The organism is Nostoc sp. FACHB-888 (assembly GCF_014696655.1).
Classification (GTDB): domain Bacteria; phylum Cyanobacteriota; class Cyanobacteriia; order Cyanobacteriales; family Nostocaceae; genus Nostoc.
In genome coordinates, this window is the sequence record NZ_JACJQM010000002.1 from 149,744 (window position 1) to 165,125 (window position 15,382).

11 protein-coding genes and 1 other RNA gene are annotated in these 15,382 nt (G+C 41.6%); 6 read left to right on the top strand and 6 right to left on the bottom strand.

What is annotated here, in order from left to right; genetic code table 11:
- Window positions 1-63: 63 nt before the first annotated feature.
- From H6G26_RS02010 to H6G26_RS02030, 5 genes are all read right to left on the bottom strand, one after another.
- Window positions 64-2,676: a polynucleotide kinase-phosphatase gene (locus H6G26_RS02010; RefSeq protein ID WP_190727671.1), complete on the bottom strand. Its 2,613-nt coding sequence runs from the start codon at window positions 2,674-2,676 to the stop codon at window positions 64-66.
- Between the two features lie 121 nt (window positions 2,677-2,797).
- Complete coding sequence (locus H6G26_RS02015; RefSeq protein ID WP_190727672.1) at window positions 2,798-4,180, bottom strand: 3' terminal RNA ribose 2'-O-methyltransferase Hen1; 1,383 nt, start codon at window positions 4,178-4,180, stop codon at window positions 2,798-2,800.
- A gap of 527 nt (window positions 4,181-4,707) precedes the next feature.
- Window positions 4,708-4,891: non-coding RNA, 6S RNA (gene ssrS / locus H6G26_RS02020), on the bottom strand.
- Window positions 4,892-4,950: 59 nt separating this feature from the next.
- Window positions 4,951-6,126 (bottom strand): 5-(carboxyamino)imidazole ribonucleotide synthase, encoded by a 1,176-nt coding sequence (locus tag H6G26_RS02025; protein WP_190727673.1) that lies wholly within the window; start codon window positions 6,124-6,126, stop codon window positions 4,951-4,953.
- Window positions 6,123-6,614 carry a pentapeptide repeat-containing protein gene (locus tag H6G26_RS02030; protein WP_190727782.1) on the bottom strand — a complete coding sequence of 164 codons (492 nt, stop codon included), beginning with the start codon at window positions 6,612-6,614 and terminating at the stop codon, window positions 6,123-6,125. The genes H6G26_RS02025 and H6G26_RS02030 overlap by 4 nt, the downstream gene beginning before the upstream one ends.
- A 738-nt stretch (window positions 6,615-7,352) precedes the next feature.
- Between H6G26_RS02030 and H6G26_RS02035 the strand changes: the two genes are divergently transcribed.
- From H6G26_RS02035 to H6G26_RS02060, 6 genes are all read left to right on the top strand, one after another.
- Entirely contained in the window at window positions 7,353-7,676 is a 324-nt protein-coding gene (locus H6G26_RS02035; protein ID WP_190727674.1) for a hypothetical protein, read from the top strand.
- 655 nt (window positions 7,677-8,331) lie between these two features.
- Window positions 8,332-10,314, top strand: a complete 1,983-nt coding sequence (locus H6G26_RS02040; protein ID WP_190727675.1) for a DNA cytosine methyltransferase — start codon at window positions 8,332-8,334, stop codon at window positions 10,312-10,314.
- A gap of 94 nt (window positions 10,315-10,408) precedes the next feature.
- On the top strand, window positions 10,409-11,635 hold the full coding sequence (locus H6G26_RS02045) for a hypothetical protein (protein ID WP_242053556.1): 1,227 nt from the start codon (window positions 10,409-10,411) through the stop codon (window positions 11,633-11,635).
- A 221-nt stretch (window positions 11,636-11,856) separates the two neighbouring features.
- Complete coding sequence (locus tag H6G26_RS02050) at window positions 11,857-13,887, top strand: FAD-dependent oxidoreductase (RefSeq protein ID WP_190727677.1); 2,031 nt, start codon at window positions 11,857-11,859, stop codon at window positions 13,885-13,887.
- A gap of 122 nt (window positions 13,888-14,009) precedes the next feature.
- Entirely contained in the window at window positions 14,010-14,336 is a 327-nt protein-coding gene (gene clpS, locus H6G26_RS02055) for an ATP-dependent Clp protease adapter ClpS (protein ID WP_190727678.1), read from the top strand.
- 5 nt (window positions 14,337-14,341) lie between these two features.
- Window positions 14,342-14,665 carry a DUF2103 domain-containing protein gene (locus H6G26_RS02060; protein ID WP_190727679.1) on the top strand — a complete coding sequence of 108 codons (324 nt, stop codon included), beginning with the start codon at window positions 14,342-14,344 and terminating at the stop codon, window positions 14,663-14,665.
- Window positions 14,666-14,706: 41 nt separating this feature from the next.
- On the opposite strand, the gene H6G26_RS02065 is transcribed toward H6G26_RS02060, so the two are convergent.
- Complete coding sequence (locus H6G26_RS02065) at window positions 14,707-15,027, bottom strand: hypothetical protein (protein ID WP_190727680.1); 321 nt, start codon at window positions 15,025-15,027, stop codon at window positions 14,707-14,709.
- Window positions 15,028-15,382: the final 355 nt, after the last annotated feature.

The following is a 15,382-nucleotide window of genomic DNA, read 5'->3' on the forward strand; positions in this document are numbered from 1 at the left end:
GTGCTGATATTGTCAAGCATATTCCCTAAGTGACATACTCAAAAGTCCCTAAAGCTTCAAAATTTAAAGTCGTGGATCGACGGGTTCGCTTTCCAATGCCAGAATACCGAAAACACATTCATGGACGCGGCGCAGAGGGGTATGAGCGACAAATCGCTCCAATGCCTCAACACCCAAAGTAAACTCGCGCATAGCCAGAGAACGCTTGTGAGATAATCCACGTTGGCGCAGACGTTGCAGATTCTCTGGGGTTGAATATTCAGGCCCATAAATAATCCGCAGATATTCTTGTCCGCGACATTTGACTGCGGGCTGGATAATGCCGCGACTACCTCGAACGATAAAGTCCATAGGTTTGACAACTATACCTTCACCCCCTACTTTTGTAGATTTTTCCCACCAATAAATCCCCTCTGCCTGACTGCTGGGGTCAGCCAAATCTATTACTTTGTAGGCAGTAGCTAGGAGCAGGGCAGGGTCTTTTTGGCAGATTTTGGAAATTTGCTCTATGTGCCAGCGATGGTCTTTATCAATGTGGACGGCTCCTTCTGTTGCTAGGATGTGGAAAGGAGCTAACTTTAATCCAGAAATATCAGTGACAGACCAGCAGTATTGGCGGTAGGCGGTGACATACTGATCTGCCATATCTGCACGCTGTTGATAATGACTGAGTTGGGTGCTAATATTTACACCGCGATCGCTTGCTTGTTGTAAACAGGTAACAGCATCATTGAGGGCGAGGCGTGATGCCACTCCAACGGGTGCATACTGTTCTCGTAACAGCCCCTGTGCTTTGGCTGACCACGGCATTAGTTCACAGTCTAGGCACACCCAGTCGGTTTGAAATTCTGACCAAAAACCGCTCTGGGAGAGGGCAAGATTTACCCGCGCCAAAAATTCTGTCTCTAATGCTGAATCATCAAAAAACCTCCGCCCCGTGCGCGTATAGCAGATGCCGATTCCCTCATTTACTACACCAAATCGTTTCTCGGCAGCTGCCGAATCTCGGCAAATAATCACAACCGCCCGCGAACCCATGTGTTTTTCCTCGCAGACTACTTGTGTAATTCCCTGATTTTGGTAGTAACTAAAGGCTTGGGCTGGATGTTCCAAAAATCCTGGCAATAGAGATGTTTCTACTGGGGACATAGTGGGGGGTAAATAAATCAGCCATTTAGGATTGGTAGCAAAACGGCTCATCACTTCCAAAGCCGCGATCGCATTTTCTTCCTTAATGGTAATTTTGGACTGAAGTCGGGTGTTAATAATCCGCTTACCCACAACATCCTCAATGTACAATACATCATCCAATTCTTGTTGAGATGTGCGTGTTGCTGTGTTCTGTACCAAAGGTTTTACAGGTTCACAGTATACGCAAGCAGCAGGAACGCTCACCAGTTCTTTTTCTGGATAGCGGAGGGCAGTGAGTTTGCCGCCAAAGACGCAGCCTGTATCTTCTATATCAATAGTATTATTCAGCCATTCTGCTTCTGGTACAGGGGTATGTCCGTAAACCACCATTGCTTCACCGCGATACTCTCCTGCCCAGTTGTAGCGGACGGGTAAGCCAAATTCATCAATCTCACCAGTGCTTTCGCCATAAAGAGCAAACTCGCGCACAGCACCAGACCCCCGTCCCTGCATTTCCTGTTTCATCCCCGCGTGAGCCACTACTAACCGCCCATCATCTAAAAGGTAGTGACTTATTAAGGAATCTAAAAACTTTTGCAGTTCTTTGGTGAAAGGTTCGCGCACTTCATCGGGTAAAGCCTCAATCTCAGCCAGGGTTTGCTCTAACCCATGATTAACCCGGACATTTTTACCGCGTAGTTTCCGCAATAGTTTATTTTCATGATTACCAGGAACGCAGAAAGCTGTACCTGCTTCAACCATGTTTCGCACTAGTTTAACTGTATCTAAGATCCGCGTCCCCCGGTCTACCAAATCACCTAAAAATAAGGCTTTGCGTCCCTCTGGGTGGTAGTAAGTAGGGGCATTCCAGAGTGAAAAAGTAGACAATTCTTCTTCTCTGCTTTTTTGCTCCTTTGCCCCTTCACCTTTTTGATAGCCTAGCTGTTGAAGTAATATTTCGAGTTCATCACAACAGCCATGAATATCCCCAATGATGTCAAAGGGGCCATGTTCATGTTTGAGGTTGTTCCATAAAGGCTGGCGCTCAATTTCAACGGATGCAATTTCTTCTAAAGAGTTGAGAGTGTAGACATAGCGAAAGCCTTCCTTTTCTAAACCCCGTAGAGAACGCCGTAACATTTGGGTATGACGACGCACTACATGAGAACCAAACTGGCGATTGCTACGGAGTTGGTTACGTTCGTGGCATAATTCCTCTGGTAGGTCGAGAACTATGGCGATCGCAAAAGAATGATACTGCCGCGCCATTTGCAGTAAGGGCTTGCGGTCTTCCATCTGCACGTTGGTAGCATCAATTACTGTTAGTTTACCTGCTGCCAGCCGTTTGTCAGCAATGAAGCGCAACACCTCAAAAGCATCTTTGGTAGCAGACTGGTTATTTTCTTCATTCGACACTAACCCCCGGCAAAAGTCGGAAGACAGCACCTCAAAAGGCTGAAAGTGCTGATGAGCAAAAGTGGATTTACCCGAACCAGAAGCACCAATGAGAACAATTAGCGATAGTTCAGGAATAGTTAGTTTCATTTAGTTTGCTCCTGGCAATTATTTATAGCTCTTTCTAGGAATTAACTAGAGGGGCAATTGTCTCTCTTTCCGATGATTCAAATCTGAGGCTAAACCCTTGTATCTTTAAGTCGAGGTAAACTTACCTTTTAAACACTCCCATTTGTGTGGGTGAACCGACTTCTGGATCTTCCGTCCCGATAGGTTGAAATTCCACAGTGTAACCAAAACTTTTTGCTACTTGGTTTGCCCAATTTTGAAACTGCAATCGCGTCCATTCAAAGCGATGGTCTTTATGTCGCAGTTTTCCAGCCGGGAGGTTCTCAAATTTGATATTGTATTCAATATTTGGCGTTGTCACCAGCACCGTTTTAGGTTGGGCAAACTCGAACAAAACTCGCTCAAATGCTCCCAACCGAGGCAAATCAAGATGCTCAATCACCTCAATTACCGTAGCCGCATCATAGCCACTAAAGCGTTTATCCTGGTAAGTGAGTGCACCTTGGATCAGTTGTACGCGTTCCCACTGGTTACGCGTCAGGCGCAGACGGTCTAATCGTTCTTGGGCAACTTCTAGCGCCCTGTAGGAAACATCGACACCTGTAATCTGTTCAAAAAACCCGTCTTTAAGGAGTATTTTCAGCAGATTGCCTTGACCACAACCTAAATCAATCACCCGCTTTGCATTGCTTTGTTTTAGAGCAGCAATCACAGCATCCATGCGTTGCTGATTTAGGCTCATCGGCTTTTCTACCGCCGCCTCTTCTTTAGCATGGCTTTCTTCAGCACTATCTAGATCGGGATCGTCTGACTCTATTAGTTGAGCTAATGCTAGACGAGTTAAGCGTTGCTGTCGTTTCAGGTAACGCCTGGTAATTTGCTCTCGCGCTGGATGGGTAGTTAACCAGCCTTCACCATGACGTAGTAATTTTTCGATTTCTTCATCGCCTACCCAGTAATGCTTATCGTCATCCAATACCGGAATTAGGACGTAAAGATGACTTAACAAATGACTAAGCGGCAACGAGTGCTGAAGTTCGACGCTAAAGTATTGGCTCTGCCCCCAATCAGGGAATTTCTCATCTAAACTATGACCTTCGGCACTGACACTATAGCCCAACGGTTCAAACAATTGCCGCAGAAACTCTTCACCACCACGACAAGGTAAAACCGACAGTTTTGCTACCAAAGGAATAGGGGTTTGCGCTAATTCTGGTAAGTCTTTGCAGCGGCCTCCTAAAGCCGTACTAAGCACCTGAGCGATCGCTACACTTAAAAATGAAGAAGCAACATAAGGGCGATCGCTTACATATTGTTTTAGCCTTGTACCGCCTCCCCGCACCAACTTCACAGGATCAACATCCAACAACAACGCCACCGTACATTTCTCTCTACTAGCTTCTGGGTAGAAAATGTGTGCCTTTCCAAAACTTAGGGCAAAGGACTGACAACGGTCTGGGTGTTTATGCAACAGGTAGCCTAGCTCCGTTGCTGGGGAATGTGTCGTTGTGATTGTCAGCAGCATTTATTTGTACAAAAGTTTAGGGTAAGGAAATAATTTATGAATACTGCTCAAGGATAAGCGATGATATATAAAATTTCTTTCTTAATACTCAAATGATCTTCGTTCATCCCTGACGTTATTTAAATATAGTTTTATTAGTTGCTTGAACATGACAAATTAGTTAGCAAACATTATCAAAATCACCTCCATATACTAATTGTTTAAGTTTATGGACGCAGGTAATTTAAATCATTGCATTCCGCACAACTTGATAGAACAGTTTTTTTATGATGACAGCTTTTGATTTTGCTTTTTCAGAAAGGTTTTGTATTAATAATATATTTGTAATATATATACTACAAGCTGTCAAGGGATAGTACGATTTTTTGAGCAGCTAGAGGACGGAGGATACCATTTTAATTTGAGGTTTGCAGGGCAAACCTGTGGCATGGCGCGACGAGTACATAGAACTACCGAGAGTAAAGTTGCACACGGCCTAAATAATTAAAGCTCCCAAATCCTAACTGACTTTGGGAGCTAAAAATTTTAAGTTCACCGCGACGCCGTTTTACCTAAGTTTATGACCTGGGTTTATCCAGGTGGGAACCTAAATTCCTCGTTTAAAGTTTCCGGGTACATGCCCGGTATACTGCCACGAGAACAGTTGACTCCCTTGTCATTAAAGGCATAGATCAAAAAACTTGATGGCAGTCACCAACGTCGTAGTGCAACTCACCCATTATAGCTTTTCAAAAGATGTTGTGTGTTCAACATCAAAACTTTCTGATCCTTTACCTGGGATACCAGATAGATTCTATGTTGTGGGCGATGGCTGCGCCGACGCTATTAGCGTACGCACTTCTCGACTCTCTAGTTTGATTATCCAATAAAACAGTGACATGTCCTAACTTCCGCCCAGGACGTGATTCTGTCTTTCCATACCAGTGAACGTGCGCTTGGGGGATTTCTGCTATTTGTTGACGTTGGCTTTGGTAATCGCTGTGAGAGTTTTCATACCCCAGTAGGTTCACCATTACAGCGCCAGCGCACTGCAAAGCCGGATTTCCTAAAGGTAAACCACAAACGGCTCTTAGGTGTTGCTCAAATTGAGAAGTTTCACACGCGTCAAGAGAAAAATGTCCAGAATTGTGAGTACGGGGCGCAATTTCATTTACTAGGATTTTGCCATCAGCACTGAGAAATAGCTCAATTCCAAAAATTCCTACTACTTCTAGGCTATTTAATAGAGTATGTGCGATCGCTTGGATTTCTGCTACTTGATTGGGTGTAATCTCAGCAGGCGCAATCACCCGTCGACACACTTGTTGTTCTTGTTGGGTTTCTACCACAGGATAAGTTACAATTTCTCCCTCTATAGAACGAGCTGCAATGATTGCTAGTTCTCTTTCAAAAGGGATAAATTCTTCTAACAAGAAAAGTGATTGATTTAAATTTGTTGTGGTTTCATCACTTAGCTTTTGCTCTAAACTAGCAAAATCCTGAATTATGAAAGTACCTTGACCATCATAACCGTGGCGGCGAGATTTAAGGACTACCGGAAAACCTAGATATTCTATTTTTGATTTGAGATTTTCCACCTCATCAAGGGCGAAAAATTGAGGAACTGGTAAGCCCAAGCCACGTAAATAGCAACGCTGATGATATTTATCTAAAAGAGCAGCTAAAGCTTCTAATCTGGGACGGAAATAAACCCCTTTCTGTGCTAAAACAGATAAAGCATCTAAGTTAACAAATTCGTTTTCAAAAGTGATAACATCGCATTTTTGAGCTAATATTTCCGTAGCAGTTGCATCATCAACTGGCGCAAAAACAGTTTCCTGAGCGATTGACACGGCCGGATCGTTTTCACTAGGAGTTTGTACTACCAATTCTACTCCTAGCTTTTGTGCTGCATCCGCCATCATCCAGGCAAGTTGTCCACCACCAATTACACCAACACGTTTCATTGACATCCTAGAGAATCACGAGTTTGCACGCCTGTTTTGGAATTCACACCACTGGCTTTACCGCACAGTTCTTTGATTTGCGCTCTATCCAAAATTGCATCTGTAAAATCTGCACCGTCTATATTCACATCATTAAAGATGGCGCGGAGCAAAAGAGCTTCTTTGAAAACTGCATCGCTCAAATCTGCCTTAGTCAAGTTTACCTGATCAACCATTGCATTAGTTAAATCTGCTCCGTGGAGATTTGCTTGTGTCATCACTGAAGCACTCATAACTGCTCCCCGCAAGTCAGCGTTTGTAAAGTTAGCTAGTTCCATATTGGCGTTAGAAAACTCCGCAGCTTGCAAACTGTCACCAGAAAAATCACGCCTTGACAACTCAGCATTGCTAAATGACAGCGGATGAGTCCAGTCTACAGCCAGTGCGGGATCAGCCACGCACCATGTAATTATTCCTAAAAGGAACGCCAACCCTTGCCGCCAAAACATATTGAGAGTCAATTTGGTGTCTAATCGCTGCATTTAATTACCGCATTTGAATATTAGCAAGATTGGCTGATTGTAATTGAGACTCGCAGCCTTGCTACTGGACTGAGAGGATGTGTATTTCCCTTGCTTAATATTTTGTAACGCAAAAAGGGCAAATGCTTCTCACCTTAAGCAAAATTATGCCTGCAACTTTGGATAGAGAAGGGTGATAGTTGAGCGATCGCACTTAAATCTATCAAGAAACTTATTACCAAATGCTGATGCGAATGACTGAACTAACTTGATTATAATACTAAGTAATCTCAAATCAACATAGTATACAATAGGATTTATCTCTCTTTATGAAGTCAAATTTCTAATTCTAAAGAAATAGTTTAGCCGGATAAAGCAATGCCTACGCTTGTTAATTTGTTCACAATTATTAATTTTGAAATTTAAATTTTCCGATATTAAGAGTTTTATTAAGCAGTAATACTCATTACTTATTTACAATTCTTTACTTTCAATGTTTCAAGTAAAGTTTATTGTCTTTTCAAGTAAACAGTCCCAATGAACTGTTAGTCTTTTAATTAATGAAAGCAAGATTTGGGCGTAATTATATGCGTCTCAACTGCTTGACAAAGCTTAAAAGTTGGATAATTAGCGTTAATTTTATAGCGATTAGTTAATTCTTCAGGAATCTCTAAAGATTTACATTCACCAAGTACACAACTTCTACAAACCGAACTCCGAAACCCGATGATGAATCATTACTCACTTCAATGGATTGAGACATGGTGCCAAGAAAATGGCTGGACAGATTTATTTGTCGAGCGACGTAACAACTTCTGGGCTTTCCCTCCGGGTGGGGTAATGCCGGAACCAATTCCAGTTCACGTTCTCAGAGTGATTAAAGCCGAGAAAGGATTGACTTTTGAAGAAAGATTGTGGTCGATGTCCGCAGTAATTGGCACAATCGTAGCTGTTCTTTTTACCATTTGGTTTCAGTCGCCCATGCCATTAGTTTTGGCTTTCGCTTTTAACGCTGTTACGGTGGCTCAATTTGAACTTGAAGATGCCTAAATTATTATTTTGGGCTTTGCAATTAAAAACTGCTCTTGTCAACTTTTAGCAAGAGCAGTTTTTAATTTCAGGAAAAGAGACGAAATCACCATATATCGATTGATCAAAACGTTTTAGTACATAGTTGACCTTTTGGGTAGGATTTAGACTTGGGCAGATTTTTTACAGGTACGTTGCGATCGCAATTATCTTAAAACATTTCAGTGAAATGGATACAACTTACAAAATTTGCAGCGGATGTACTAACGGAAGTGGGCGAACGGCCGACATCTGTATTAATCGAAGCGATAGCGTAAGAGTGTGCTGAAGAAAACAGAAAAAAGCCTAAAATCATTTTTTTGAGTGACCCTTTGCTGACGCGCGATCGCAGCCGCTTGGAAAGAAGCTAGTACCGTGCAGAAGTTCCCGACCTTGAGACAACTTAGGGGATTTTCGCACGAGAAACAGACAATTTACCATTTTCAAGAATCTTTGCAACACATCAATCTCTCAATAAGCCCAACCTATGCTTTAGCCCCTCAGGCCTTGTATCTCTAGCATCTATAGCGGTTTTTTGATGGATAGAATACACTACTTTAGTCTCTAGCCTCTAACCCCTTTGTCTCACCAAAGAATATTGTACACAATCTCCAAGGGCTATATTTTAGATTACGTAATGCAACAGTTGTCTCTTTTCTCTGATGTGTCTAGCTCCGAGCCAACAAATACAAATTGGTTCCAGAATATTTTAACCATTCTTGCAGTGAGGCAAGAACCAGCATGGACTGATAATTTTGGTAAATCTCTCCGCCAATGGCTGATCCAACAAGGACATACTCCCATTAAAACACTTAGTTTATTTTCTGGTGGTGGTGGGTTAGACATTGGATTTCATGATGCTGGCTTTGAAATCATTCAAATGGTAGAACTTGAAGCCAAGTATGTTCAGACTTTAAAAAGAAATTCCTTACCAGATAAGTGGCTAGAAGGCTCTGAACCTATATGTATTGATATTAGAAAGTATTTACCTGAACCTCATCTGACAGTAGATTTTATTATTGGAGGCCCTCCTTGTCAAACTTTCTCTGCTGCCGGACGTAGGGCGGCTGGAGTGTCTGGAACAACTGATGTTAGAGGTACACTATTTCAAGAATATGTTCGTATTCTGAATCTGCTTAAGCCTAAAGGATTTCTATTTGAAAATGTATATGGGATTACTGGTGCTAATGGAGGAGAAGCTTGGCAAGAAATTCAAGAAGCTTTTAGAGAAGTTGGCTATAATATTTATTTTCGTATTCTTGATGCCGCTGATTATGGAGTACCTCAACATCGGGAGCGTTTATTTATTGTTGGATTAAAAGAGAGTGAATATTTATTTCCCTATCCTACTCATGGGCCTGATTCTCTTAATCAAAATTCTTATTATTCAGCAGGAGAAGCTATAGAAGGCGCTGATATTTCAGAGGTTGAAACAGGCCTAGGTTTAGGCGGACGTTTTGGACATCTGCTCGAACATATACCACCTGGACTAAACTACAGTTTTTATACAAAAGAGATGGGTTATCCTAACCCAATATTTAGCTGGAGATCAAAATTTTCAGATTTCCTCTACAAAGCAGATCCAACAAATCCACTACGCACAATTAAGGCACAAGGTGGACAATATACCGGCCCTTTTAGTTGGGAAAATCGTAGATTTTCAATCGCAGAGTTAAAGAGATTACAGACTATTCCTGATGACTATGAAATTCTTGGTAATAGGCAAGTTTCTATTGAACAAATCGGAAATTCAGTACCTCCTCAACTTGGCCGGATATTGGCTCTTAGTATTCTAGAACAAGTAATTAAAGTTGAATTACCTTTCCCTATAGTTTACTTACCTGAAAATAAAAAACTAGGTTTTCGGCAGCGTAAAAGAAAGTTAACTGAAATTTATTATAAAAAGGCTAAATCTGCAATTGCAGAATTATGTAAAACAGGAAAAATTTTATCTGTACCTCGTTTTCAATATGAAAACAAAGGAAAAATGATCAGATTTTTATCTGCTGATTTCTCTTGGACAAATGAACAAAGCCCTGAATGTATAAAAATTTATATATCATACGATTTGAATGATACTTGCTGGACATTGACAGCAGGTATCAATGATAATTGTGAAGGAGAAGATCAATTCATTATAGATATTAATCCATCTTATGGTCACGATGAATGGGTTCTGGGAACACGTTCAGTTAAGCTTTGTGGTAAGGCTCTTGATATACAGTTATATACATCTCTTTGGAAAGCTTTTGAAGAGAAGTTAACTGAAGCTACAGGAAAAGCGGATTTAGTGCAGTTATCTGGATATTATCAATACAATGCCCGAATTAGTGGAATAATAACCTTTCATCCTCAATTGAAGGTTAATTCACTTTGGCGTGTAATCCAATGTGTGGCAAGGTGTATTGGTACTGCTGCTCAACTTTCCGCTACAGAGCTTGCAGACCGATGGGGTGTGAAAGCAGAAGATGTTTTCTCCTATCTTCAGTCTCTACGAGCTATAGGTTACGAAGTTAGAAATCATAACACAAATCCACAAATTCCCAAAGGGGAGTATTTAATTCCTTACGCCTTTCCTACGCTAAATCCTAAAAGTGTGCAACTTCGCAAAAGCCTATAAACACATCATGAATGAGCTACACCTGAGAGTCTACACAAACAGAAGTGAGTTGGTTTTACCTGATGGAACAATTCAATACTTTCGAGAAGGAGGAATGAGTCAAGCCGCAAAGACACGGTACAAAAAAATAGCAGCAGAATTGTCTGGAGGTTACTTAGAGAGACAGATTTTGTTTTGCAGAGATTTTTCATCGAATCTTGATTTTTTGCCACTGATTCCAGATCATAAACATCTTTTAGATAGACTTGTACAGTTAGTGACCGCCGATGTTGGTAAAGCATTACTAGCTTTGTCAATACTACAGTTGTGCATTAAAGCAATTGAGCCAGAGCAGAGTATTAGGTTACACAAAGGAAGTATTAGGACTACAAAGGACTTTTCTTGGTGTGATGGTATTTCTATGCGTTCTCTCGATAAACAATACATTACACCTGTGTTACGAAAATGTGAACTACTAAGCTTGAATGCGGATGGTTTCATGATGACACGAAGTTTAGCAGAAAATTACCCTTACTCATCTGTATATAAAGCTAATATAAAAGGCGCACGTTCTGAATGGATAAGTCTTGTTGAGGCAATTGAGAAAGATGAAATAGTTTCTGAATTAGCACTACGCTATCTTATTTCGCAACTACTTAATCAAGCAGAAAAATTTAGAAGATTAGCTTCCCAGACTATAGATAATTTGATTTCCTTTTTGGGAGCAACAATTCTTGATAAAGGAATTTCATTAAGTCTTATACTGCGTCATATTAATCAATCTGATTATGCTGCTCGTTTAATGGAGATAGCCATGCATAGCTTAATGCAGGCTATGCAAGAATATCAAGTTTTTCCCAACAGTTTGCTAAAACCACTTTCGCAAATGCGATCAGCCAATAAGAAGCATGGCAATATCGGTGATATTGAACTTTTAGAGGATAGGCAAATTGTGGAGGCTTGGGATGCTAAATATGGTAAGTCATACTTGCGAGATGAGATTGAGGAGTTATCAGAAAAACTGGAAATACATCCCGCCGTTAAAAAGGCTGGTTTCGTTACAAGTCTTAAAGCTGAACGTATTGATGAACTTGTGCCTAGATGTCATGAAATTGAAGAAATATTTGGAATATCCCTTGAAATACTTACTTTTGAGGAATGGGTAGAACTACAATTTTTTCATACATTAACAGAAGAGGTTGCAACTGAACAAGAACTTGCTTCTGCTTGGCTCATAGCTTACACAGAATCTTTAGCGCAGCAACGCAGGGAGATTGCTCCAATTGACGAACCATGTTATCAATGGCTGCTTAAACTAAACGAGACTCTGATAAGTCAATAGCTGAATGCCGCTCATATTCAAGAATTGGGTGAAGTGAGAATTGAAGCAAGCGCTCATACTTATTTTATTAAGATTTTCACCTGTTCGAGTGTGCTATTCGCTTCAAAAGCTCTAATTTTACGCTATATCGCGTAGATTACCTTCTAAAGAATCACTTGAGTTAAACATTTGCTAGATGCTACCTTCTACAAGGTGACACAGGATTTGGAGTGGTTTTTTTAATGAAGCACAGACACAAAGTAGCTTATAGCTTAACATCGCTGATCAGTCTCAATTTAATATCTACATTAGTTGCATTTGATTCCGCAAAAGCCACAGTACCGAGAACCCCAGATAAAAATGTCAATTGCGAGATTTTAGTTGTAGGTGGTGGACTCTCTGGTGTCGCCACAGCTTACGAGGGGTTACTAGCCGGACGAACGGTTTGCCTCACGGAAATTACTGACTGGTTAGGAGGACAAATTTCTTCTCAAGGGACATCTGCGTTAGACGAACGCCCAACTCAGCGTGCCCTTAAATTCTATTCGCGCGGCTACCTAGAATTGCGAAACCGGATTGGGCGCAAATATGGTGAACTTAACCCCGGTGACTGTTGGGTAAGTGACTCTTGCTTTCTTCCCCGCGATGCTCACAACATTCTGGTTCAGATGCTCAAAGATGCCGAGAAGCAAGGCAAAGGGAAGCTGCAATGGTTTCCTAATACGGTAATTAAGGATTTAGAAATCGCTGCTGATGGCAAAATAATTAATGGTGCGATCGCGATTCAACATCAACCACCAAAAGGCGCACCACCCCTTAATACTTTTACTTTATCTCAAGTTATTGAAGATGCTTATCGCTACGAAAACTCATCTCAATTTACCAAAACTATTCTCCGTTTCCTCCCTAAGGAAGCGAAAGGGGATGCTCCTAAGTGGTATGTCGTAGACGCTAGCGAAACTGGAGAAATTATTGCACTAGCTGATGTTCCCTACCGATTAGGCATTGATGCTCTTTCCTACCTGGAACCTTCTTCTTCCAGCGCCAATAATGATCCTTATTGCCCTCAAGGCTTTACCTATACTTTTGCAATGGAGGCAACTAAGGAACCTCAACCGCAGACGATGCCCCCATTTTATTCACAATATGCACCATATTTCAGCTATGAATTAAAACGACTGGCTAACTTTGACTTAGTTTTCACCTATCGTCGCATTTGGAGTCCAAACAAAGGGAAACCCACAAAATTTGGCGGTGTAAGTTTTACTGCTGCTACACCAGGGGATATTTCTATGCAAAACTGGACTTGGGGTAACGACTACCGCCCTGGAACAGCCCAAGATAACCTGATTTACAGTCGCCAACAGTTAGAAAGTACTGGGCAGTTAAAACCAGGGGGCTGGATGGGAGGACTGCGAACAGAAACCCTCCGCAAAGGTGAGGAAAATGCTATCTCTTTCTATCATTGGTTGGTAGCTGGAACTACAGATTCTCAATTGGGGGAAGGTGTAAAGCAGCAGCAACCTAATAACCGTTTTGTTTCCGGGTTAGATTCGCCAATGGGGACAGTACATGGCTTATCAAAATACCCTTATATGCGAGAAGGACGCCGCATTATTGGACGCCCCAGTTGGGGACAACCTGGAGGTTTTGCTATTTGGGAAATTGATATTTCTCGCCGAGATTACAATGATGAGTATTACTCTAAGACTCTGCCAGCAGATATGTATCGGCAGTTAAAAGCCGCGCTAGCAGGATTGGAAGCCACATCTGTAATTAGCGGTCAGATTTCACCAGACAAAGCAATGCGGCGGACTCGTTCTACCATCTTTCCCGATTCTGTCGGTATTGGTCACTATGCTATAGATTTCCATCCTTGTATGGTGAATAGTCCCGCAGAAGCCCCTGGTAATATAGAACGTCCAGGTGAAAGACGTGGTGCAGGCCAAGCTTATCCCTTCCAAATTGCTCTGAGGGCAATGATTCCCCAGAAAATTGACAATTTGCTGGTAGGAGGTAAAAGTATTGGTACTAGCCATATTGCTGCTGCTGCCTATCGAGTCCATTCCTTTGAATGGTCGGCTGGCGCAGCTGCGGGAACTGTTGCTAGTTTTGCTATCAAAAATGCGATCGCACCTTACCAACTAGTCGATGACTTACCCAAACAAGAGCCACAACTAGAAGCACTCAAACGGCTTTTGCAACAAAATGGCAACCCCACCGCCTTCCCCGACACATCCATTTTTAACGAAAACTGGGATAATTGGCGGTAAATAGTCATTGGTCATTTGTCCTTAACAAATGACAAAGGACAAATGACAACGGACAACTAAACAATGAACTAAACTAGTTACTTATAGTGTAGTTTTGTCAAATCCTCTTGACCAATTGTTCTATGGTTACGACACTTTCAGCAGATGTTTACGGGATGGCCACAGCACCAACTGTAGCTCCTAAACAGTCTGATCAAGTTACCCGTAAGACTTATCCAAATTATAAAGTGATTGTATTAAACGATGATTTTAATACATTCCAACATGTGGCTGAATGTTTGATGAAATATATTCCAGGGATGAGTGGCGATCGCGCGTGGGATCTGACTAATCAGGTACACTATGAAGGTCAAGCGATCGTCTGGGTCGGTCCCCAAGAACCTGCGGAACTTTATCATCAGCAGCTGCGCCGAGCAGGTTTGACAATGGCACCTCTAGAAGCAGCTTAATTATTATGGGCAAACCCACCGCAGACTCTCTCGGAGCGGCTTCACAAAAAGCTGCCAGACTGGTTTGGAATCACTCGACACACCTTTCTGGCCTTATTCCAATTTTAGAACGTCTTTGTCAGCAAGATCATATCCAAACCGTAACGCCGGGAGTAATTGGGCGGGCAAGAGGTCATTGCCCGAAAATGCAACTGCGTGTCTCAGTACCGATTCGTGGCGGCTATAAAGTAATTGCACGGCAGGGGAAAACAGTACAAGAGGTGTTTATTTTAACCCCTATGACCCAGTTAGAATTGGAAACGGCATTAGCGATCGCTATGAAATCTTAATCATGCCCAGTTCCCAATTCCCCGTGCCCTACGCCTCATGACTATTCCTCAACACGGTGTACTGCAAATTTGTGTAGTGGCAGACTAACGATGCAAGAAAAAGTTAAGAAATATGACAGAGCCGTAGTTATTCTCAAAGTCATGACCAAAGATTCCCAGTCGGGTAAAACTAGTTTTTCTATACCAAAGGCTACACAGTAAACTAGCCAGTAAGTAAAGCTCATCCTAAATAAAATCTGCTCTGTTTCTTCCACATCATTTTTTTGCTGCTTACCGTCCCACAGTAACGCCAGCCCAATAATGCAAGCTACACAGGAAACAGCAACTACAAATTCGTGACAAAATATATTTAACGAATGCATTTGTGTTTATCCCCACATTTTTCACTTAAAGATCAGTCTAAAGGAATATTCCTTGCACAAATACAAATTATTTACAAACCTCAATAGAGTGATGCAATTTATGTAAACAAATGCAACAAAAATTGTTTTTTTACAAATCTGAATATTCTTAATAAGAATTAAATACTTTTGTTAATTAGGTATTTGAGAATTAGAGGTTACTGATTAGATCAAAAGCAAATATGGAGTCCTTCATGCATTATTCGATAATAAACTGCTGATTCTTGAACTTAAGACTCTAGACAAACTCAAAAATGAGCCGCAAATGCAAAAATTCTTGGTTTGGGTAAGAAAGCAAGACCCAGCCAGGTAAGCG